The organism is Formosa sejongensis (assembly GCF_033447105.1).
Taxonomy (GTDB): Bacteria; Bacteroidota; Bacteroidia; order Flavobacteriales; family Flavobacteriaceae; genus Formosa.
The window spans coordinates 192,948-216,145 of record NZ_JAWQUN010000003.1; the positions used below are offsets into that span (position 1 = coordinate 192,948).

A 23,198-nucleotide genomic window follows, 5' to 3' on the forward strand; every position below is an offset into this window, starting at 1 on the left:
ATTAACAAAGAAATAATTTAAATAAGTCAATACTATTCTGAACAGTACTGATTGATATAAAAAGTTTGATTTGTTAATTTGGTTAATAGACATACTTATACGACAGGTAGAATTCAGCCATTTAAATTCTATTAAACAGAATCTCTATCGATAAAATGAAAAGGGACTTTTATTCCAGTTCTTTCTTTGTTATTAATCATATGGGCAGTCAATTGACCCATAATTTTAAAATCTGTAGATACTACAGCAATACCCAAAAGTTCTTTCAAAGGTGTGTCGTTGTAGGAGATGATACCTATGTCTTTTCCTAATGCCCAATTCTCATCTCTAACTTGTTTGGTTAATTTAACTAGATCATCCTCTTCTATTGTTATAAACAAATCACCCTCTTTTAAAATCATATGCTCATATACTTCCTCCAAAACCTCAAAGTCCATATTTTCGTGAACACAAAATTTTCTGAAACCATGTAAAATTCTTTTGGGATAAGGGTAAGCAGATTTTTGAGGAAATACAAAAACAACTTTCTTGTATTTCGAAATTTTATCTATACCAGACTTTAAGGCATCGTAAATATCATTTTCAAAATCCTGATAAATTGTTGCAAATTCTCCTTCTATTTGATGTTGTTTATTATCTAATATTACAAGTTTCTCTTTAGGTATTTCATTTAAAACCTTAGTTACTTCATCTGTAAAACTTATGTGTTGTAATTTTTCAGTTTTAAAATGAGGCATTATTACATAGTAATCGTAGGCTAGTTTAAACTTTTTCATCAATTCCAAAAACAACATTTCATCACAATGGTAAAAATGTAGATCGGTATGAGTATTTGGAGCAATATTATCTAGAAAGGATTTATAGATTCTCATCTTATAGGAACTTAATTTATTAACTAAAAATAAAACATTCACTTTAGAAATTATTTTAGTTCGGGTAATGTAATTACCCTTTCCATGAATAGATATAATAATTTTCCTTTCTTTTAAAATATTATAAGCTCTTGCCACCGTATCCCTAGACAAATAAAACTCTTCACTCAGAGAATTAATTGAAGGAATTTTATCGCCAGAAGTAACATTTCCCACGGATATATTATGAACAACAGAATTTACTATTTGAATGTATTTTGGAACTCTAGAATTTTCATCAATACTTAAAAACTTCAACATTAAAGAATCACACATAGTAGTTTAGTTTAAATAGTTAGTTTAGTTTATCTGTTCACAAACTTAAGTCTAGACAAGTAACCAAAAATTCAAAATAGGGTAACCGATTGTCCAGACCCCCTGTAAAATAAGGGTTTCAATATTTAAATTATAAAATACTATTGTTGAAATAGGGAAAGTGTATTTATTTTATCTCATTATCATAAATCAAAAAAATGCAGTTATAATTTCAACTTAACACAAAAAAGAGTGTCTAATAATTCCATTTACTTAAAATCACACCCTTTTTCACACTTCATAAAAAAAAAAAAAAAAAAAATGAAATAAACATAAATAAGAAAGTTTTTACTCTAAATAAAACATCTGTTTTTACTTTTCTTGAAGACTATAAAGCAAGTTGAAATCACTATAAAGTAGAGAGAAATTAGTAATCTTATTTTTACACCCAGACACTATTAATATAAGCTTAATTAAACCAAAAATTAAATGAACCACTATAGACTTTAAATCTATAATGGTTCATGTTTAAATTATGATTTACACTTAATACACATACAATAATGTAGCTAAAAAGTGAGAAGTATTATATACAGACGATACTATTAAAATATAAATTACAATTGCTTCTGAGAATATTTACTAAAAACTAAAAACAGCACACCACATAATAACCAAGCAGGAAGTGTTACAAATGATAAGAACACATCAAACTGTACAGATATAAAGTAAAACAATCCAAAACTAATAGCCCAAGCCCAAAATACTGATTTGTTAAATGAGAGCTTCGCGATTTCTGCATAGTTTTTCACTATTCCAACCTTTTTATGGAAGAAATGCTCAAAGACAATTATCGCACCGAAAGGAGCAAGTATAAAACCATAAAGTGCCACAAAACCTAATAATTTCATTGCAAATGCCGGAAATAATCCTGCAATAGTTGCAATTGCACCTGCCAATATAGTCACCTTTGCAGTAGATAATTTAGGTAAGATGGCTTGAAAAGCCAACCCGGCTCTATAAATGGTTGGATTTGCAGTTGTCCATCCTGCTAATACTACGGCTATAATTCCAAATACACCTATGGCATTATGGGCCATAGGACCAGGTGCCACTGGAGGTGCATCTCCATTATTTAAAAAAGTCATAGCTTCAGGTGATTTTAAATATACTGCATATAGTAGTGCTGCAGATATCCAAGCCATATAATGACCTACATACATTCCTGCGGCAGTTGCCCATCCTGCCTTTGCTTCCTTCGCAAAACGAAAAACAGACAAATCAGACATTCCAATGTGCATCGCACCGTTAGCAAACCACGACCAAAGAACTACATGCCAAAATGTAAATTTTGTTTGACCTGGAAATGGATCTGAACCTTCTCCCCAAATATTCCAAAAATCAGAGAAGCTACCTACTTCTAATTGATTTAGCGCAACAATTCCACATGCTATAAAAGCTAGAACAATAAAAGGAGACATCCAGTTTGCGGCTTTCGTAACGGTATCATAACCACGTGCTGCTATAATTGAAATCACAGCGCCTATAATAATAACGATAATCACCCATGTTGAACCATTAGGCATAGTATCGGTTAATTTTGGCATTGGCATATCGAACGGAATGCCTACCGCAGTTGCTGAGACTGTAATCATAGAACCTGCTAAAAAACAAAAAAGAATTCCGTTAGCTAAGTTATATCCAGTCACTAATTTTTTACCACAAATTTTTTCTAATTGATAGTATAGCGTCAATCTATTTTTAACAGCTATTTCTGCAGTTAAAAAACGCCAGCTTAAAACTGCCAGTAAATTTCCTATTAATAATCCAACAATTAAGTCGAAAGCGCTTACCCCAGCGGTTAAAAACAGAGGTCCAATCATAAATTCGGTTCCAGCAGCGTGTTCTCCCGCATACATTCCTATAAAGTTTTTCCACCCTTTAAGTTTGGATTGCGGTACAGGTTCTCTTTCGAATTCCCCTCCATTAGACTGCACTATTACTTCCTCTTCTATACTATGTTGTGTCATGTTTAGTTAGTTTGTTTGTGTTTAATTGGGATACTATAAATTCGGTTACAATTTTTGAAGTTATCCCTATAACTATTTAATAATATTTAGCGTAAACAACACGAGTATGCAAGTATTCTTCCATACCATGCTTACCGTCTGCTCCACCTACTCCTGATTTTTTCCAACCTGCATGAAATCCTTGAATCGCTTCAAAATGCTCTCTATTTACATAAGTTTCCCCAAAATGTAGCCCATTAGTTGCACGCATTATGTTATTGAAATTTTCTGAAAAAATAGATGAGGTTAGTCCAAACTGACAATCGTTAGATAAAGCAATCGCTTCTTCTAAAGTATTAAATTTCATGACAGGTAATACGGGTCCAAAAACTTCTTCTTGAACAATTTCCATATCTTGACTACAGTTTGTTAAAAGTGTTGGTTCGTAATAATATCCACGATCAAATTGTTCTGGTCGCTTACCTCCAACTAAAACTTCTGCTCCTTCTTTCTTAGCAAACTCTACCATTTCAGAGATTTTGTCGACTTGAGATTTAGATACTAAACTACTCATATCTGCATCTGTCCCTGTAAGTGCATCACCAATACTAACCGCACTCATCTTTTTTGTTAATTTATCAACAAATTCTTCATAAATACTGTCATCTACATACACACGTTCTGCACAGTTACATACTTGTCCGCTAAAAATCACTTTAGAAGACACTATAGAGTTTACAGCCAATTCTAAATTAGCATCGGCACAAACTATTGCAGGTGCTTTCCCTCCTAATTCTAAAGAAACTTTGGTAATATTTTCAGCCGCAGCTTCCATAATTTTTTGACCAGCTCCAACACTACCCGTTAGACTAATTATTCCGGTAATAGGGCTTCTCGATAATGCATTCCCTACAGTTCTCCCTGCTCCACAAACGAAATTTAAAACACCGTCTGGCAATTCAATTTTTTGAATAAAATCTGCGAACTCCATAATTGTATTTGGCGCTTCAGAACTTGGCTTAATCACACATGTATTCCCTGTTATTAACGAAGCGGCAACCTTACGTGCCATAACGAAAAATGGAAAATTCCAAGAACAAATACCTACAGCAACTCCAATTGGCACTTTATGAAGGTAGATGTGTTCTTTTTCACGATCACTTTGAATGATTTCACCTTCAATACGTCTTGCCCAACCGGCATTATAATCGAAGTAATCTGCAGTAACGTCTATTTCTACTTGTGCTAAACCAATTACTTTCGCTTGTTCTTTAGATAGTGTTTCTGCTAAAAACACTCTATTTTCTCTAATTACGGTAGCCATTTTATGTAAATACGCTGCACGCTGTATAGCTGGCAATGCTTCCCAAGCAGGTTGTGCCGATTGAGCAGCTTCTAAAGCATTATTAGCATCTTCAACAGTTCCCGAGGAAATTGTACTTATAATTTCTTCTGTACATGGATTTACAATTTCTATAACCGAAGTGGCTTTAGAATCTACAAATTGTCCGTTTATATATTGTTTATAATGTTTCATTCTGTGTTTTTTTATTTTTATTTATTTGACTAAATGATATGGAAAGTCCGAAGTCGTTTCACAACACAATTGATCCATGACCTGTTGTAATTCCGTTTTCAATAATGAAATGGTATGGTCTCCTCCTTGACTTCCAAGTGCAGAAACACCATACATAAACGAGCGTCCCATAAACGTAAATTTAGCACCGCTAGCCATAGCCCGAGCTACATCTGGACCTGAACGAATTCCTGAATCCATCATGACTTCAATTTTATCTCCATATTTTTCGGCAATTGTAGATAATGGTTTAATAGTAGATTCTCCTGCATCTAATTGACGTCCTCCATGATTAGAAACAATAATGCCGTCTAGCCCTAAACGAATAGCTTCTTCGGCATCATATTCTGAAGCCACACCTTTAAGCACTAATTTTCCTTTCCACATATCGCGAATTGGCTTTATTTTTTCTTCATTTAAACGTCCACTAAACGTTTGATCCATAAATTTCCCCAATTGCTTTAAATCTAAACCTTTTGGCATATAAGGTTTTAAAGTTTCAAAATTAGGTTGACCATGTCGTAAAGTTTGCATCGCCCAATGAGGTTTACCTAGAACCTGCAATATGTTTTTAACAGACATTTTAGGCGGCATCGCTAATCCGTTTCTAATATCTCTAGGACGAAAACCAAACGTAGGCACGTCGCATAAAATCACTAAAACAGGACATTCTGCCGCGGCTGCACGATTAATAATATCGTCTCTTAATTTGTTTTCTGCAGGGTGATATAATTGAAACCATGACTTTCCTTCGGTTAATTCACTAGCACGTTCAATGCTTGTAGTAGTAACCGTACTTAATACAAATGGAATATTATGTTCGTGCGCTGCTTTCGCTAAAATTTCTGGTGCATTGGGCCACATTAAGCCTTGCAAACCGACTGGTGCAATACCGAATGGTGCATCGTATTCGATCCCAAATAATTTGGTTTTAAGCGAAGAACCATGATGTTGTCTTAAATAATTTGGCTTTAGCTGAACATCTCTTAATTCGGATGTATTTCTATGTAAATTCACATCTTCATTACAACCACCGTCCAAATATTCGAAAGCAAATTTTGGTATTTTTTCTTGTGCTCTCGCTCTTAAATCATCTATTGAAGGATAGCGTGTATCAAACTTTAAAGCCATAATATGTATTTAGGATAAAAACTTTTTTCTTAATTCTTCTACTTGCTCATCGTTAATTGGAACCATATTCCCTAAAGAATTCCCTAAAACAATTGACTTAGCACTAAACTCGGCCACCTCTAAATAATCGAAAGTCTGAAGGAGTTTGTCTCCTGTAATAACCACAGAATCATTCTCTATAATTAGAGCAGTTGCACAGTCTTCAACCATTTCAGAATTATTATTTTCTTTAAAATGTGATCCGTATTTCACTGTTCTAATATCTTGTAAAAAGATCCAACTCTCTGGAATCGTCCTTACATTTAAATAAGACCCCGTAACTCCAAATGCCATTAAATAAGGTGATTGTGTCATAATAATAGAATTTACCTTTGGGTTGTTTTTATAAATTTCTTGATGAATCCAAGAGGCACGACTAGGTTTTTTACCTGCTTCGCGTTTACCGTCTTTAATTTGAACAATGTCATCTATATCTAAATCCCAACGGTTCACACCCGTTGGTGTAATTAAAAAATCATTGTCGTTCCAACGCATAGATACTGTTCCATATGAACTAATCATTAATCCTTGTTCGCAAGAACGTTGTACTATTTTTTTAATTTCTAAACGCTTTTCAACTTCATCGGAAGGATATGTAGTAACTACCATTTCAGCTAAAACACCAGTTGCTTGAGCTTCAAACGTATCAATCTGAGCATCGGTTAAATAATTTGGTGTTCCTATTTGTGAACCATATAAAATGGTACTTGCACAAAACTCTAAAGCTTCAAAACGTTCAAAAGCATCTGTTAAATCACTACCACCTAAAACGGTACCATGATTTTCCATAATTATTGCTTTGAATCCTTTTTTAAATTCTTCTCCAATAACATCTCCTAATTTTTCACTTCCTGGTAATTCATATTTAGCGTAACCAATCGGTCCACAAACATGTTTTGCTTGAGAAATAATATTAGTATTAGGAATTTGACGTACGATACTAAAAGACACTAATGCCGGCGGATGCGCATGTATAACCGATTTTATATCTGGTCTGGATTCATAAATTGCTTTGTGAAAAGGAAACTCTGAAGAGGGCTTATGTTTACCTATAACCGTTCCGTCTTTTTTAACACATATTATATCCGATGCTCTTAAAGATCCTTTATCTACAGCCGAAGGTGTAACCCAAATGTCACCATTTTCATCAATAACAGAAATATTTCCCCCAGATGTGGTAGTCATTCCTCGTTTATAAATTCTACTTATTATAGTTGTAATCTCATCGCGAGGATGAATTAGTTTTATTTTCTTTGTCATTTTTTTTGAATTAAAAATCAGAATTTAAGGTTTTTAACTTATTATAAAAGGTGTATGCTTTTTAAGTGCGTAATTCTTTTTAAGAAACTTTGAATTTAATTTACTGTCAGATATTGAAATTGCAGAGCCTAATGCAGATCCCATTGAAGCATTTGTAGTCCTTAACTTTTTATCGTTAAAATGATGGGCTAACAACTTAATATAAACGTCGTTATCACTAAAACCTCCGTCTACATATATTCTAGATATATCATCTGAACCGATTGCTTTCTTTATACTTTTAATTTGCAATAAAACCAGTTCTGTCATGAGCTGATGATAAGACTTCTCATAAGAATCATGGACAATTTCAGTTTTATTTGGCATGTTTTCAGCTGCAATACTTTTCCATTTAAAATGATTCTTAAAGTCTATATTTATATCTACATACGTGTCATAATCAAACTTAACCGAACGGTGATAATCATCATCTACACCAAAATAACTATCTAATTCTTCAACTTGTAATTTATACTCATTTCCTAGAAAAAGTCTTGATGCTTTTACAGCTTTACCATTAATTCGCATATAATTTATAACATCTCCGCCATCAGCTTCTGTAGCAATCGGATTGTCGGTAAACGGATTAAAAACAATACTCCATGTACCCGTAGACACCAATACAAATTTTTTCTTAATGCTTCTTACATAAGGCAACAGTGCTGAAGAACTATCATGAATACCAACGCCTATTTTAATACGTTTCCCATTATAATTCATATTTATACTGGTTTCTGTAGATACAATTGGAGGCAATATTTTGTGTAATTCTTCCTTATAAACCCACTCGTGATAATCTTTTTCTTTATAATTCCAAAGTGCCGTATGGCAACCAATACTTGTGTATTCGCTTAATGGCACCCCTGTAAAAATGTAACTTAAGTATTGCGGTAAATGCAAAGAATATTTAATTTTCTTAAAGACCTCTGGTTGTTTATGCTTTAACCAATATAACTGTAACCCAGAATTAAGCATACTTAAATCTGTACAACCCGTAGTTTTTAAAAATTCATCTTTTGGACCATAAGTTTCAAAAAACGAATCAACAACCTCCTGATCTAAAGTCTTCGTATAATTATACAATGGAGTTAAAGGCTTTCCTTTCTCGTCTATATGAACAAAACTTGCCCCATATGTAGAAAAATTAATGGCTTTAACGTCATACGCTTCTGATTCTAAAATCCGATTAAACACTGTTTTTAACCAACTTTGAAGTGCTTCTAGATTTTCTGAAGGATGACCATCTTCATCTTGTATCTCATCAAAACGCGCATATTCTTTATGAACTTCTTTAAAATCGGCATTAAACAGAAAAAACTTTTTATTCGTCTTTCCTATATCAAATACTGCTGTTACTTTTTGTTTCATAACTGTTATAATCCTGAAGCAATAGTATGTTTTCCTCTTTCTTCTATTAAAGTTTCTCTAACATGCAACCCTCTATATAGTGCCAAAGGATCTAATGCTCCGCCAGATTGTAACCTTGCTTGAGCTAATAATGGACGTACATCTGTGCGATAAGCGTTTTGTAATATTTCTTGGCAAGCCACAACATCGTGAGCAATTTGAGCTTGTTTTAATGCTGCTTGATCTACCAATAAAGCTTTTGCATAAGCCTCCTGAATAGCTTCTAAAGACTGCATTAAATCTTCTAAAGGATCTTTAAGATTATGACTTGCATCTATCATCCAAGATAATTCTGGATTCTGAGGATTATTTTGCATTCCATATACCAATTCATTAAAAATCAAGAACAAAGCATACGGCTTAACACTTCCTACAGTAACATCGTCGTCGCCATATTTACTATCATTAAAATGAAATCCTCCTAATTTACCTTTCAGCATTAAGGTTGACACAATTTGCTCGATATTCGTATTTGGTAAGTGATGACCTAAATCTACAAGCGTAAATGCTTTTTCACCACAGGCATTTGCTAACATAAATGAAGTTCCCCAATCTTGAATTACTGTGCTGTAAAAATTAGGCTCGTAAGGTTTGTATTCGATAAACAATTTCCAGTCGTCTGGAAGTGTTTTATAAATGGCTTTTAAACTGTTTTCTGTATTTGAAAGAGCAGTTTGAAAATTATTTTGACCAGGGAAATTAGCGCCATCGGCCAACCAAACGCTTAAACTTTTTGAACCTAGTTTTTCACCAATTTTAATAACCTCCTGATTGTGAGCAATAGCTTGAGCTCTTATCGCTTCACTAGTATTGCAAAGAGAACCAAACTTATAGCTTTCTTTAGCATTAGCCTGATCTTGAAATGTATTGGAATTAACAGCGTCGAACTTTAAATTTAAAGCTTTAGCCTGTTCTTTAATTGCATTATAATCTTCAGGAACATCCCATGGAATATGTAACGAAATAGCACCTGCAGTTTGTGTAAGTGAATGAAGCAATCCTACATCGTCTAATTTCTGAGTTAGATTTGAAGGTTCTCCATAATAAGAAAAACGTCCAAAACGTGTCCCTCCAGCCCCTAACGCCCAACTCGGTATAGCGACCTGAAATTTAGCCAACGCATTGACTACATTCTGAGTATTTATATTCTTTTTATCTAACGAATGGCCTAAGAAATCAAATTGATTTTGATGGTCTTCGATATATTTATTATTGAAATCTGATATTTGTGATTCTTGTAATCTCATGTCTTTTATTTTTTTAAAAAAACCTTTCATTAATATCTTACAACCAATGAAAGGTTCAAAACAAACTCTAAAACAAACTAATTAGTAACTAACAAAAACTAACTAATTGTACTGTACTGCATCTATTTATCTTACAAACGCATTTGCCATTCCACCGTCGACATTTAAAATGTTTCCGGTTGATTTATCTAATAAGCCAACAAAAGAAAACACGCCATTTGCGATATCTGCTGGGGTAATAATTTCATTTAATAAATTACGTTTTGCATAAAATGCAGGTAATTCTTCTACGGTTATTCCATTTGCTTTAGCACGACCTTCGGCCCATGCACCTTCCCAAATTTTACTTCCTACAATAACACCATCTGGATTTACTGTATTCACTCTAATTTTATCTTTTGCTAATTCGGCAGCAAGTAATCTAACCATATGTTGTTGAGCAGCTTTTGCTGTTCCATAAGCTACATTATTTGGACCTGCCACTAAACCATTTTTACTAGCAATAGCAATGTAATCACCACCTAGACCTTGCTTACGCATAATAGCAGTTGCTTGTTTAGCCAAATCGAATTGTCCTTTTACTAAAATACTTTGTAGAATATTCCAATCTTTATCTGTTGTATCTTCTAACGCTTTTGAAATCGCCAACCCTGCACTATGTACAATAATATCGACACCTCCAAACTCAACTATTGCTTTCTTAAAGGCATCTGCAATAGATGTAGTATTAGTAACATCGCAGATTGCATAAGTAGACACGTCTCTTTTGTAAGTATTATGTGCCTCAATAAGACTATCTTCATTAATATCGGTAAGTACAACATTAGCACCTTCTGCCGCTAATTTATCGGCTATAGCTTTACCTATACCACCACCTGCTCCAGTAACAAAGGCTACTTTTCTAGATAACGGTTGCTCTTTAGGCATACGTTGTAATTTAGCCTCTTCTAACAACCAATATTCAATATCAAAAGCCTCTTGTCTTGGTAAAGACGTGTATGCCGTGATTGCTTCTGCTCCACGCATAACGTTAATGGCATTGATATAAAATTCACTTGCTACTCGTGTGGTTTGTTTGTTTTTTGCAAAACTAAACATCCCTACACCTGGATAAATAATTATTACAGGATTAGAATCACGAATCGCTGGACTATTATCTTTTTTACACGTATTATAATAGTCAACATATTCTTGTCTATACGCTTCAAAAGCTGGTTCTAATTTTTTAAGAATAGCAGCTGCATCCGATAAATCTTCATTTTTATCTAATATTAATACTAAAGGTTGAATTTTTGTACGTAAAAAATGATCTGGACAAGACGTTCCCATAGGAGCCAATCGTTCTAAATCATTACTATTTATATATTCTAAAACGACGTCGCTATCTGAGAAATGACCAATCATTCCGTTTTCTGAAGAGCACAACCCTCTTAATAACGGCATGATTTGAGCGGCTTTCTCTAAACGTTCTGATGCTTCTAAGCTTTCTACTTTTTGTCCGCCAAAAACCGTCCCTTTTTCTTTCGTTTTCTTTTCAATATACTCTGAGGCCATTTCAATAACCTCTAAACTATTAATATATGATTCGTAGGAAGTGTCTCCCCATGTAAATAAACCATGAGAACCTAAAACGATACCACGAATTCCGGGGTTATCTGCAAGACATTTTTCTAGTTGAAGTCCTAAATCGAAACCTGGTTTTTGCCAAGGCACCCACCCCATTGTATCTCCCCAAATATCTTTAGTGACTTGCTCGCTATCTTTAGCTGCAGCTACAGCGATAAGTGCATCTGGATGTAAATGATCTATATGTTTAAAAGGTAACAAACCGTGTAATGGTGTATCAATTGAAGGTGCTTTGCTATTTAAATCGTAAATACAATGATTAAATAACCCGACCATACGATCTTCATCTTCTAGTCCGCCGTATACATTCTTTAAGTCACGTAAACGTTTAGTATACAAACCTGCAATCCCTGCTCTTGTTAATGTTCCGATATCTCCTCCAGAACCTTTTACCCACATGACTTCTACATCTTCATTTGTTAAAGGGTCTTTTTCTATTGTTTTACAGCTCGTATTACCTCCTCCATAATTAGTAATTCTTAAATCGGCTCCTAAGATATTAGATCTGTATAGAAATAAACCAACTTGATCGTCTCCGAATTCTGCAGCTTTCTTTTCATCCCAGAGGTAATCTACGTGGTTAAATTGTTTTATCAGGTTTTCCATATTTATTGTGATATATACCGCTAATTTATAATACCATTAATAATTAGCAATCCTGAACTGTACTGATATCTAAATTATTTTATAAAAAATATCAATATCACGAATAAACATAGAAGACAATCATGCCATAAATTTATTTAATTAAAAAAAATTAACCATGGATTGGTATATTGAATCTACGGATTAATGGTATTCTTTGTAGAGAAATTTCTTTCAGAAACTAAAGGAAAAACTTGAGAAAAAATGATTGATTTATCAACTAATAAAGAAAAAAAAGAGGTGATAATTAATCAAATCTAATACTACAAAACGTTTTAGATTTCATTAAATTACGATTTTTAATCCTTACTCCCTGTTTTCAGAAAGATTCAATGATAAAAATAAATTAGAAGCATTAGCAATCTATTTTATAAGTAACGGTTTTGTACTGTTCCTTTCGATAAGCGTGGTTTTAATTATTTTAGTTTCAAAAACATATTCCGAAGTGATAGGCTGTTCGATTTTTGTAATTAAGATTTCAACAGCCGTTTTCCCCATAAACACAATATGCTGATTTATACAGGTTATAGACGGTTTTGTATATTTAAAAAAAGGTGTTTTGGCAACCTTATCAAGGTACTTTTTATACCCTTTCACAACCCTTCATCTATATCCTTAATAGCTAAACTAGGCGAGCAAAATCGCTCAAGATGTTTCAAAGCTGCATCCCAATTATCATAATTCCCTTTACTTTCGTATCGTTCTTCTTTTAACTTATTATAATAATCTAAGAACAACACTTTACCCTTATTACTATCAGCCATGTTGAATTCTCCTTTTATAAGCTCTGCATTTTTTAGAGTAAGTATATTTTTGGCCAGGTTTAAGGTTTCCTTATTTTCGTTTTTCTCTTGAGTTGTTGAGGGGTTTTCATATAAATATAGCTTCAAATACTCAAAACTTCTATCATGCTTCTTTCTCCCATTACTATCTATAGAATATCCTTTATAATACTCTAAGTACAAACTCAATCTTCCTGAAGTAAGTTTCTTTTTTTTAAGACTAATTTTCATAATAATATTTTTTTAAGAAGAATGATATCTAACTAAAGTCACTTTCTATTGAAATAATCTTCCAAATCTACCCGTCTAATTCTGAGTAATCTTTGTCCGAAATTATTTGAAATGATACTGTCAGATTTAATATAACTGTACACACTACGTTTTGAGCAATTAAGTAGAACTGAAGCTTCTTTAACTGTCAAAAATTCTTTCAACTTTAAAATCTGTAATTCTATAGTTGCAGTTTTAACACTTTCTTTATTACTAATTGTAATTTTTTGTGAACGTGTTTTTTCTTTGTAATGTCTGCTATTACATCTTAATGAACAGTATTTTGTCTTAGTCGTTTTTGCTATAAAAACCACTTTATAGGATTCACAAATGCGCTGTACTTCTAAATTAATACTCATGAAATTTTAAGAATTATCTCAGTAATTTGGCCGCATTAAGTGTCGTTAAGTGTAATTAAGAGTCGTTAAGTGCCATTTTGGCCAAATTACCACCAATTAGGTGTAAAAAATTACACCTCTTATAAGCTTAAAGAAAAAAGGTGTAATAATATAGAAAATAAAAGCTTGAATAAGAAAAGTTAAGAAATCACCTATTCACACAAACAACTGATTACTAGCTAAATAAAAACAAATAAAGACATGTAAGAATAATTATTACTTACCGATGCAAAAATTCGCAAATATATTACCTAACAATTCATCGTTAGTAACCTGACCGGTAATTACTCCAAAATGATACAAGGCTTCACGGATATCTATGGCCATTAAATCGCTAGACAAATCAGTATCTAATCCGTGTTGTACTTTTTGAATTTCTTCAAATGCTTTTAATAGGGCATCGTAATGTCTGGTGTTCGTAACAATCGTTTCGTTGTTTCTTAAAGCTCCAGTATTTACAAACTCTAGAAGTTTTGTTTTTAATTCTTCTACACCCAAACCTGTTTTAGCCGATAATAAGTGAAGTTCTGGAAGCACTTCTTTTAAATGAGAAATAGTCGCTTCAGATAATTGATCGACTTTATTTACGATAATCACCATTGGTTTTAACGGATACTTATTTTTGACTTTTTCAATTTCAATTTTAAAGACATGAATCTTTGTTTCGGAGTCTAATTTGGTTCCGTCGGCTAAAAACACCACAACCTGAGATTGTTCAATTTTTTCGAAGGTTTTCTTAATTCCTAAACCTTCAACAATATCTGTAGTTTCTCGAATCCCAGCTGTATCTATAAATCGGAAACCAATTCCTCCAATACTTAATTCATCTTCAATAGTATCACGCGTTGTTCCTGCTATTTCACTAACTATGGCGCGTTCTTCGTTTAAAAGGGCATTCAGTAACGTCGATTTTCCAACATTAGGTTCTCCTACGATGGCGACTGGAATTCCGTTTTTAATCACATTTCCAACAGCAAACGAATCGATTAAACGTTTCAATACAAATGTAATTCGAGTTATGAGTTCTCTGAATTGTGAACGATCGGCAAAAGCGACATCTTCTTCTGCAAAATCTAATTCTAATTCTATTAACGATGCAAAGTTTAAAAGCTCTTCACGAAGTTTAGCAATTTCCGAAGAAAATCCACCACGCATTTGTTGCATAGCAATTTGGTGAGACGCTTCATTATCACTCGAAATTAAATCAGCCACAGCTTCCGCCTGACTTAAATCTAATTTCCCATTTAAAAAGGCGCGTAAGGTAAATTCTCCTGCATCTGCCATCCGGCATCCTTTTCTAAGGAATAATTGAATGATTTCTTGTTGAATATATTGCGAGCCATGACATGATATTTCGATAACATCTTCGCCTGTATACGATTTGGGATTCTTGAAAATAGATACCAAAACCTCATCGATTACCCTTTTCCCATCTAAAACATGTCCTAAATGAATGGTATGTGTAAGCTGATTTTCTAATTTTTTTCCGCTAACTGATTTAAAGGCATTGCTAGCTAAACTGATGGCATCTTTACCAGATAATCGCATAACCGCAATAGCTCCCGCTCCAGAAGGTGTTGCTAATGCAATAATTGTATCGTTATAATTCATGTTACAAAAGTAAACATATTCATTAAAAATATATAGATATAGTCTTATCTAAATCTTAACAGAAATTCAGCTTTTATTCTATTATATTTGCCATAAATTATAAAACAACTCAATATGTTTAAAAAGATTGCTCTACTAGGTTTAGTAGCTTTAGCATTTTCTTGTGCTAAGGAAAAAGATGGATTTACTCTTAACACCACATTTAACGATGCTGTAAACGGTAAAACTGTAAAATTATTTAAAGCAGAAGGTCAAACTCAAGTGGTAATTGATTCAACAGTTATTACCGATGGTAAAGCCCATTTTGAAGGATCGGTTACATCTCCAGACATATATTTTATGGCAATTGAAACTGTTCGTGGAAATATTCCTTTAATTTTAGAAAATGAAGATTTAACTGCTAGCATTAATTCAGATAGTATTTTTAATACACGTTTTAAAGGAAGTAAAGAAAATGATGCCTTTAATGTCTTTCAGGATTATATGATAGACTTACAAAAAACGAATCAAGCTTTAAGTGAAGAGTTTAGAACAGCTCAACAAACTCAAGATTCTGTTTTAGCTGTAGATATTCAAAACCGTTACAAAACTATGGTTGATGCTAACTTAGAACACGATATCGATTTTATGAAATTAAACAACGATGCTGTAGTATCTGCTTTAATTTTAGAACGTCATTTAGCAAATACGAATATAACATTTGAACAAAAACAAGCTATCTACGATAATTTTACTCCACGATTAAAAGAAACTCGTGCTGGAATAACAGTAGGTGATGCTTTAAAAGCTGAAGGTTCTACTGCAATAGGAAGTGTTGTTGAAGACTTCTCTGCTCCTAACCCTGAAGGAAAAACAATCTCTTTAAACGAGGTTAAAGGAAAAGTAACAATCATCGATTTTTGGGCTGCATGGTGTGGACCTTGTAGAAAAGAAAATCCGAACTTAGTGAACGTTTATAATAAATATCACGATAAAGGTTTAGAAATTTTAGGTGTATCTTTAGACGGAACTCCAAGACAAAAAGATCCTAAAGCCGAATGGATTGCTGCTATCGAAAAAGATGGTTTAACATGGCCCCAAATATCTAACTTAGACTATTTTAACGATCCTATCGTAAAGCAATTCAATATCCGTTCTATTCCAGCAACGTATATTCTTGATGCTCAAGGTAAAATTGTTGCTTCAGGTTTAAGAGGACAAGCTTTAGAGGCTAAAATTGCTGAATTATTAAACTAAATTTATAATTCAATTTATTAAACAAAAAAGCCTTCATATTAAATGTAATATGAAGGCTTTTTTAAGTTTTAGGTAAAAATTAATTCTAGATATCAATAGCAATATAAACCTAGTCTCCTGCCTCTCAATCCCCAATTCTCTCTTGAATCCTGATTATTGATTCTATCCTCTATTTTATATTCTCTATTCTCTATTCTCTCTTGAATCCTGTCTCCTAAATAATTAACTCAGCTTCCCTGTTTTATGCATTACAAAGAGAATAACAATAGGAATAGCCAATAAACCAATCATAAATAAATCGGTTTTAAACAACATAGGTAATAATATTAAAGTGGTAATATAGCCACCTATCGCACCCCCAAAATGGGCATCGTGACCAATATTTCCAATACGATTTTTCATACCATAAATAGAATACAGTAAATAACCAATACCAAACACATAAGCAGGAATTGGGATGGGAATAAAGAACATATATAAACTCATATTAGGTTCTAATAATATTGCAGAATATAATATTCCCGTTACCGCACCACTTGCACCTACTGCACTATACTCATATTCGTTTTTATGAAGATATAAAGACAATAAACTCCCTAAAACTAAACTAACTAAATACACGACTATAAAATTGAAATTGCCTAAATAAGACACTACAACATCGGCAAAAAAGTAAAGCGTAAACATATTAAAAAATAAATGTGTGGTATCTACATGTAAAAATCCTGAGCTAAATATTCTGATTTTTTCACCACGATTTATGGCTCCAACATTGAATTTATATTTTTCGAAAAACGAGAAATCGTTAAACCCTTTCAACGAGATAATCACGTTGGCTGCAATAATTACAATAGTCACTAAACTTAAATTACCCATAAACTCTAATCTTATCTTTCAAATATACTATATATTTGTTTTTGCAAAACTAAAACTAAATAATGCAATTCCTCGCTTATATTATTGTTTATCCATTTATTTGGCTCATTTCCATACTTCCGTTTAGATTGTTATACGCTTTCTCAGATTTTTTATATCTCTTACTATACTATGTTGTTGGTTATAGAAGAAAAACAGTTAAGTATAATTTAGATTTGGTTTTTCCTAATACATCCGAAGCCGAGAAAAAACGCATCACTAAAGCCTTTTATCATCACTTATGCGACATGACTGTTGAAGCCATGAAATCCTTATCTATTTCTGAAGATGAAATGAAAAAACGTTTTCAATTTCAAGGATTAGATGTCATACAGGGTTTATTAGACAAAGATAAAAGTATTGCTTTAATGTGTGCTCATTATGGAAGTTGGGAATGGATTTTTGTACTTCAATCCTATGTCGATGTTAAAGGGTACGCCGTTTATAAAAAATTAAGAAATCCTTACTTTGATAAATTGTTCAAAAGAATCCGGGCAAGATATAACAGCTATTTAATTACCACAAAAGAAACCGTACCTACACTTATGAGGGCTAAGGTTAATGGTAATTTAACTATTTGCGGATTTGTTTCAGATCAATCACCTAAAATACAGGGTGCTCATTATTGGACAGAGTTTATGGGGATTAAAGTACCCGTTTATACGGGAGCCGAAATGCTTTCTAAACGTTTAGATATGTCAGTTGTTTTTTTTAGGGTGAAACGATTAAAACGTGGACATTACGAAACAACCTTTGAATTGTTGGCTGAAAATGCTAAAGAATATAAAAATTACGAGATTACAGATTTATTCTTAAGAAAGGTTGAAGCACAAATTGAAGACGCTCCTGAATATTATTTATGGACACATAAACGCTGGAAACACAAAGACAAAGTTCCTACTGAATTTAAATAACAAAAAAGACACCCCAATAAGGTGTCTTTTTTGTTTTAGTAATTGTACTGAATGAATAATTGGATATTATAAATGCTCTTTTAAAACAATTAAGATACTGAAATCGTAGATTAAACGTAGTTAAACAACTCCCTTACGACCTAATTCTAATCTTAACGTCACCCTGAATTTAGTTCAGGGTCTCACACAAATTCACCAAATCCTTCATTTATCCTAGAACTATTTTCTTTACCAAAATCAAATCTAGATTCTTGACTCTTGATTCCCATTTCTCCATTCTAAACCCAAAGCCCTCTTAAATATTCCAGATTTAATTACAAACCTGCAATTTTAGAAATCTCTGCAATAAAACGATCTGCCAAAGTATCTGCCTCTGTTTGCGAACCTGCTTCTGTATACACACGAATAATAGGTTCTGTATTACTTTTACGTAAATGCACCCAGTTGGTAGGGAAATCAATTTTCACACCATCTATAGTGGTAATATTTTCCGAAGCATATTTCTCTTCCATTGCTTTTAAAATACCATCAACATCTAACTGAGGCGTTAAAGCAATTTTCTTTTTACTCATATAATACTGCGGATATGATGCTTTCAATTCACTAACCGACATTTTTTTCTCGGCTAATAAACTTAAAAATAACGCCACTCCAACAAAAGCATCGCGACCGTAGTGGGACGCTGGGTAAATAATGCCTCCGTTACCTTCACCTCCAATAACCACGTTATTCTTCTTCATTAAGGTTACCACATTCACTTCTCCAACAGCACTCGCTTCATAAGTTCCACCATGTTTTTCGGTAACATCCCTCAATGCACGTGTAGAACTCATATTACTTACCGTGTTCCCCGGATTTTTACTCAAAACATAATCTGCACAAGCTACAAGCGTATATTCTTCTCCAAACATTTCACCAGTCTCATCCATAAAAGCTAAACGGTCTACGTCTGGATCGACTACAATTCCAAAATCGGCATGTTCTTTCACAACAGCTTCAGATAAATCTGTTAAATGTTCTTTTAAGGGTTCTGGGTTGTGCGGAAAATGTCCGTTTGGCTCACAAAATAACTTCACTGCTTCTACACCTAATCGTTCTAAAAGTAACGGTATGGCAATACCTCCTGTAGAATTCACACCATCAACCACCACCTTAAATTTAGCCTTCTTAATGGCGTCTAAATTCACTAATGGCAAATCTAAAACTTCATCGATATGTATATCTATATATGCATCATTTATAGTGATTTCACCTAAACTATCAACATCTGCAAACTGAACGGTATCTGCTTCAGCATATTCTAAGATTTTAGCACCTTCTTCAGCATTTAAAAACTCACCCTTAGCATCTAATAATTTTAAAGCATTCCATTCTTTTGGGTTGTGGCTTGCTGTTAAAATAATACCCCCATCGGCATGCTCTAAAGGCACAGCAATCTCAACGGTTGGGGTTGTAGACAGACCTAAATCTATCACGTGAATGCCCATTCCTATTAAGGTATTCATAACTAGACTCTGAATCATTTCTCCCGAAATTCTAGCATCACGACCAACAACTACACGGTAGTCTTCTTTAGTACGTTGTTTCTTGATCCAAGTTCCATAAGCTGCCGCAAATTTAACAGCATCAATTGGGGTTAAATTATCTCCAACAGCACCACCAATGGTACCGCGTATTCCTGAAATTGATTTGATTAATGTCATAAATTAATTAAAGTTTCAACAAATATAATATTTCAATACGGTATTCTTATATTTTGAATTTGTAAATTACCCAAATGAATTATTTGGCGCATATTTATCTTTCAGAAAATCAAGAAAAAATCACCATCGGAAATTTTATTGCTGATGGTAATGGTATAACAGGAAAGTCTTATTTAAAATTCCCAAAAGCCATTCAAATTGGAATTTTACTACACAGACAAATTGATACGTTTACAGATGCACATCCTACCGTAAGACAGAGTACCAAACGCTTACACGGAAATTACGGCCATTATTCGGGTATAATAATCGATATTTTTTATGATCATTTTTTGGCTAAAAACTGGGCGAATTATTCCGATACACCTTTAGCAGATTATGCGCAGTGGTTTTATACACTATTACAAAATAATTATGACGATTTACCCGAACGTACCCAGCAGCTATTACCGTATATGGTTAAAGCCAATTGGCTGCTAAGTTATGCGACTATTGAAGGTATCGAAGACGTACTTATTGGCATGAATAAACGCACAAAAAACAAATCTCAAATGCATCTAGCGGTTAATGAATTAGAAATGTATTATGACGAATTTGAAGCTGAATTCACTTCGTTTTTTGAAGACCTTCGCCACTTTTCTCACACAAAACTAAACACCTTTTTGAAAACTATATGAAGTCCATTTTCTATACTCTTATTTTCTTTCTAGTTTTTTATTCTTGTAAAGAAACACCAATACAAAACCCAGAAATAGTTACAGGCCTTATTGCTGAACATGCCATGGTTGTTTCAGCAAGAGAAGAAGCCTCTTTAATTGGAATCTCTATTTTAAAACAAGGTGGAAATGTATTCGATGCCATGATGGCCACAGAACTAGCGCTGGCCGTGGCCTACCCGTATGCCGGCAATTTAGGTGGTGGCGGATTTATGGTGTACCGATTAAACACTGGTGATATTGGAGCTTTAGACTACAGAGAAAAAGCTCCAATGGCTGCGACAAAAACCATGTATTTAGACGATAATGGGAATGTTATTCCAAAAAAAAGCACATTAGGAAGTATGGCTATTGGCGTTCCTGGAACCATAGCTGGCGTGTTTGCTGCTCATGAAAAATTTGGCACTTTACCCATAGCAACTATTCTAGAACCTGTAATTGCTTTAGCAAAACGCGGCGTAATTGTGACAGAAAAACAAGCCAAACGTATTCAGTCGTATCGTAAATTATTTCAAGAAGTAAATACAGATACTATTATTTTAGATGCCGATTGGAAAGCCAACGACACTATAAAATATCCCGCTTTAGCACAAACTTTGGAGACCATTTTAGAAGAAGGTAAAGATGGGTTTTATAAAGGTGAAACCGCAAAAACCTTAGCCACTTTTATTCAAGATAATGGTGGTATTATTACCGAAGAAGATTTAGCGAATTATGAAGCAAAATGGAGAGACCCGGTCGTTTTTAATTACGACGATTTAAAGATTATCTCCATGTCTCCACCGTCTAGCGGAGGAATTTGTTTAGGTCAAATTATGACTATGATAGAACCATACGATTTAAATGAATATGGGCATAACAGCACAAAAGCCATTCAAGTAATCACAGAAGCAGAACGTCGTGCATATGCCGACAGAAGTTACTATTTGGGCGATCCTGATTTTGTAGACATACCTACAGAAAAATTATTAAGCGATACGTATCTTAAAGACCGAATGTCTAATATGTCTTTCGATAAAGCAACACTCTCTTCGTCTTTAACTCATGGTAATGTAGAACTTATTGAAAGCGATGAAACCACACACTACTCAATAGTCGACCAATTTGGAAATGCAATTGCAGTTACCACCACTTTAAATGGCGCCTACGGATCTAAATTATACTGTTCAGAATTAGGGTTCTTTTTAAATAATGAAATGGACGATTTTAGCAGCAAACCTGGAGAACCAAATATGTTCGGCCTTATTGGTGCCGAAGCGAATAGCATTGCGCCTCAAAAACGTATGCTAAGTTCTATGACGCCAACTATTGTAGAAAAAGATGGCGAGTTGTTTATGACCGTTGGGACGCCCGGAGGTTCAACCATAATTACGTGCGTATTACAAACCATTTTAAATATTCACGAGTTTAATATGGGAATGCAAGAAGCCGTAAATGCGCCACGTTTTCATCACCAATGGCTTCCAGACCAGGTATTAATGGAGCCAAATAAATTTAGTAGAGAAACGATATCTGAATTAGAAGCAAAAGGCTACCTCATAAACGAAGAAGATTCCCCTATTATTGGTCGTGTAGATGGTATTTTAAAATTGAAAAATGGCGATTTAGAAGCAGGAGCAGATTATCGTGGAGACGATACTGCATTTGGATTTTAATCCGTAATTTCGCAACATTAAAACATACGTATGTCTCCAAAGAAAATTCTAAAAATATGTGGTGGAATTATTGTCTTCCTCACCTTACCAAGTTTGTTGTTTTTCGGATATCTATATTATAAAAACAATGAAGATTTACCTATAGGAACGCCAACCGAAGTAGCTGACGAAGTCGCGAGTAAAATGCTGGAGGCACTAGATTACAAGGCTTACGAAAATACAAATTATATTGAATGGACCTTTGCGAATCGGCATCATTACAAATGGAAAAAAAATGAAAATTTCTGTGCCGTCTATTGGAAATATGTGCAAGTAGATTTACTAATAAACACACCTGAATTAAGTACAGTTATCGTAGACAAAGACACCTTGAATACTAAAGTTGCTATGGAATATATTGATAAAGCTGTAGACTATTTCAACAACGATTCCTTCTGGCTAGTCGCACCTTATAAAGTGTTTGATGCAGGCACTACACGAAGTTTAATTCCATTAGAAAATAACACACAAGGACTTTTAATTTCCTATGCTTCGGGCGGAAGTACACCTGGCGACTCGTATATGTGGCTTTTAGATGCTGATTATAAACCAACCGCTTTTAAAATGTGGGTGTCCATTTTACCAATAGATGGTTTGGAAGCCTCTTGGAGCAATTGGGTCACTACAGAAAGTGGAGCACAACTCCCAACATTCCATCAATTGTTATTTATGGGATTAGAAATCACAAATTTAAAAACAATAGCATTATAAACGATTACTCTCTATTTTTTAAAAAGATGTACAGCTGTTGAATTTACGAAATTACTTGTGCTGTGCGAGGTGCTATTTCTATATAAGTTAGATTATGTTTTTT

The 23,198-nt window shown here is 33.7% G+C and carries 19 protein-coding genes; 5 read left to right on the plus strand and 14 right to left on the minus strand.

The window, feature by feature from the left end:
• Positions 1 to 131: 131 nt before the first annotated feature.
• From R6X41_RS04940 to mnmE, 12 genes are all read right to left on the minus strand, one after another.
• Entirely contained in the window at positions 132 to 1,172 is a 1,041-nt protein-coding gene (locus R6X41_RS04940) for a GntR family transcriptional regulator (RefSeq protein WP_318498260.1), read from the minus strand.
• A 611-nt stretch (positions 1,173 to 1,783) separates the two neighbouring features.
• Positions 1,784 to 3,196, minus strand: a complete 1,413-nt coding sequence (locus R6X41_RS04945; RefSeq protein ID WP_318498006.1) for a purine-cytosine permease family protein — start codon at positions 3,194 to 3,196, stop codon at positions 1,784 to 1,786.
• 76 nt (positions 3,197 to 3,272) lie between these two features.
• On the minus strand, positions 3,273 to 4,712 hold the full coding sequence (gene aldA / locus R6X41_RS04950) for an aldehyde dehydrogenase (protein ID WP_318498008.1): 1,440 nt from the start codon (positions 4,710 to 4,712) through the stop codon (positions 3,273 to 3,275).
• A 21-nt stretch (positions 4,713 to 4,733) separates the two neighbouring features.
• The gene (locus R6X41_RS04955; RefSeq protein WP_318498009.1) at positions 4,734 to 5,882 is read right to left on the minus strand and encodes an alpha-hydroxy acid oxidase; all 1,149 of its coding nucleotides are present in this window, start codon (positions 5,880 to 5,882) and stop codon (positions 4,734 to 4,736) included.
• Between the two features lie 9 nt (positions 5,883 to 5,891).
• Positions 5,892 to 7,181, minus strand: coding sequence for a class II aldolase/adducin family protein (locus R6X41_RS04960; protein ID WP_318498011.1), 1,290 nt, complete (start codon positions 7,179 to 7,181; stop codon positions 5,892 to 5,894).
• A gap of 33 nt (positions 7,182 to 7,214) precedes the next feature.
• The gene (locus tag R6X41_RS04965) at positions 7,215 to 8,588 is read right to left on the minus strand and encodes an FGGY-family carbohydrate kinase (RefSeq protein ID WP_318498013.1); all 1,374 of its coding nucleotides are present in this window, start codon (positions 8,586 to 8,588) and stop codon (positions 7,215 to 7,217) included.
• Between the two features lie 5 nt (positions 8,589 to 8,593).
• Positions 8,594 to 9,874 carry a sugar isomerase gene (locus R6X41_RS04970; protein ID WP_318498015.1) on the minus strand — a complete coding sequence of 427 codons (1,281 nt, stop codon included), beginning with the start codon at positions 9,872 to 9,874 and terminating at the stop codon, positions 8,594 to 8,596.
• 126 nt (positions 9,875 to 10,000) lie between these two features.
• Positions 10,001 to 12,106 carry a bifunctional aldolase/short-chain dehydrogenase gene (locus R6X41_RS04975; RefSeq protein WP_318498017.1) on the minus strand — a complete coding sequence of 702 codons (2,106 nt, stop codon included), beginning with the start codon at positions 12,104 to 12,106 and terminating at the stop codon, positions 10,001 to 10,003.
• A gap of 402 nt (positions 12,107 to 12,508) precedes the next feature.
• A complete protein-coding gene (locus tag R6X41_RS04980) occupies positions 12,509 to 12,742 on the minus strand; it encodes a substrate-binding domain-containing protein (RefSeq protein WP_318498018.1) in 234 nt (77 codons plus the stop codon).
• Entirely contained in the window at positions 12,739 to 13,158 is a 420-nt protein-coding gene (locus R6X41_RS04985; protein WP_318498020.1) for a phage integrase SAM-like domain-containing protein, read from the minus strand. Before R6X41_RS04985 ends, R6X41_RS04980 begins: the two co-directional genes overlap by 4 nt.
• A gap of 38 nt (positions 13,159 to 13,196) precedes the next feature.
• The gene (locus tag R6X41_RS04990) at positions 13,197 to 13,556 is read right to left on the minus strand and encodes a helix-turn-helix domain-containing protein (protein WP_318498022.1); all 360 of its coding nucleotides are present in this window, start codon (positions 13,554 to 13,556) and stop codon (positions 13,197 to 13,199) included.
• 255 nt (positions 13,557 to 13,811) lie between these two features.
• On the minus strand, positions 13,812 to 15,206 hold the full coding sequence (gene mnmE / locus R6X41_RS04995) for a tRNA uridine-5-carboxymethylaminomethyl(34) synthesis GTPase MnmE (RefSeq protein ID WP_318498023.1): 1,395 nt from the start codon (positions 15,204 to 15,206) through the stop codon (positions 13,812 to 13,814).
• A gap of 114 nt (positions 15,207 to 15,320) precedes the next feature.
• Between mnmE and R6X41_RS05000 the strand changes: the two genes are divergently transcribed.
• Entirely contained in the window at positions 15,321 to 16,442 is a 1,122-nt protein-coding gene (locus R6X41_RS05000; RefSeq protein ID WP_318498024.1) for a redoxin domain-containing protein, read from the plus strand.
• 222 nt (positions 16,443 to 16,664) lie between these two features.
• Here R6X41_RS05000 and R6X41_RS05005 read toward each other — a convergent pair whose 3' ends face one another.
• A complete protein-coding gene (locus R6X41_RS05005; protein WP_318498026.1) occupies positions 16,665 to 17,318 on the minus strand; it encodes a rhomboid family intramembrane serine protease in 654 nt (217 codons plus the stop codon).
• Positions 17,319 to 17,380: 62 nt separating this feature from the next.
• Between R6X41_RS05005 and R6X41_RS05010 the strand changes: the two genes are divergently transcribed.
• On the plus strand, positions 17,381 to 18,271 hold the full coding sequence (locus R6X41_RS05010; protein ID WP_318498028.1) for a lysophospholipid acyltransferase family protein: 891 nt from the start codon (positions 17,381 to 17,383) through the stop codon (positions 18,269 to 18,271).
• A gap of 314 nt (positions 18,272 to 18,585) precedes the next feature.
• Here the strand turns inward: R6X41_RS05010 and glmM are convergent, their stop codons facing one another.
• A complete protein-coding gene (gene glmM / locus R6X41_RS05015; RefSeq protein ID WP_318498030.1) occupies positions 18,586 to 19,974 on the minus strand; it encodes a phosphoglucosamine mutase in 1,389 nt (462 codons plus the stop codon).
• A 74-nt stretch (positions 19,975 to 20,048) separates the two neighbouring features.
• On the opposite strand from glmM, the gene R6X41_RS05020 reads away from it, so the two are divergent.
• From R6X41_RS05020 to R6X41_RS05030, 3 genes are read left to right on the plus strand one after another with little or no spacing between them, the layout of a single operon-like run.
• On the plus strand, positions 20,049 to 20,651 hold the full coding sequence (locus R6X41_RS05020; protein WP_318498032.1) for an acyl carrier protein phosphodiesterase: 603 nt from the start codon (positions 20,049 to 20,051) through the stop codon (positions 20,649 to 20,651).
• Positions 20,648 to 22,345, plus strand: a complete 1,698-nt coding sequence (ggt, locus tag R6X41_RS05025) for a gamma-glutamyltransferase (protein WP_318498033.1) — start codon at positions 20,648 to 20,650, stop codon at positions 22,343 to 22,345. The genes R6X41_RS05020 and ggt overlap by 4 nt, the downstream gene beginning before the upstream one ends.
• A 30-nt stretch (positions 22,346 to 22,375) precedes the next feature.
• Positions 22,376 to 23,095, plus strand: a complete 720-nt coding sequence (locus tag R6X41_RS05030; RefSeq protein ID WP_318498035.1) for a hypothetical protein — start codon at positions 22,376 to 22,378, stop codon at positions 23,093 to 23,095.
• Positions 23,096 to 23,198 lie beyond the last annotated feature (103 nt).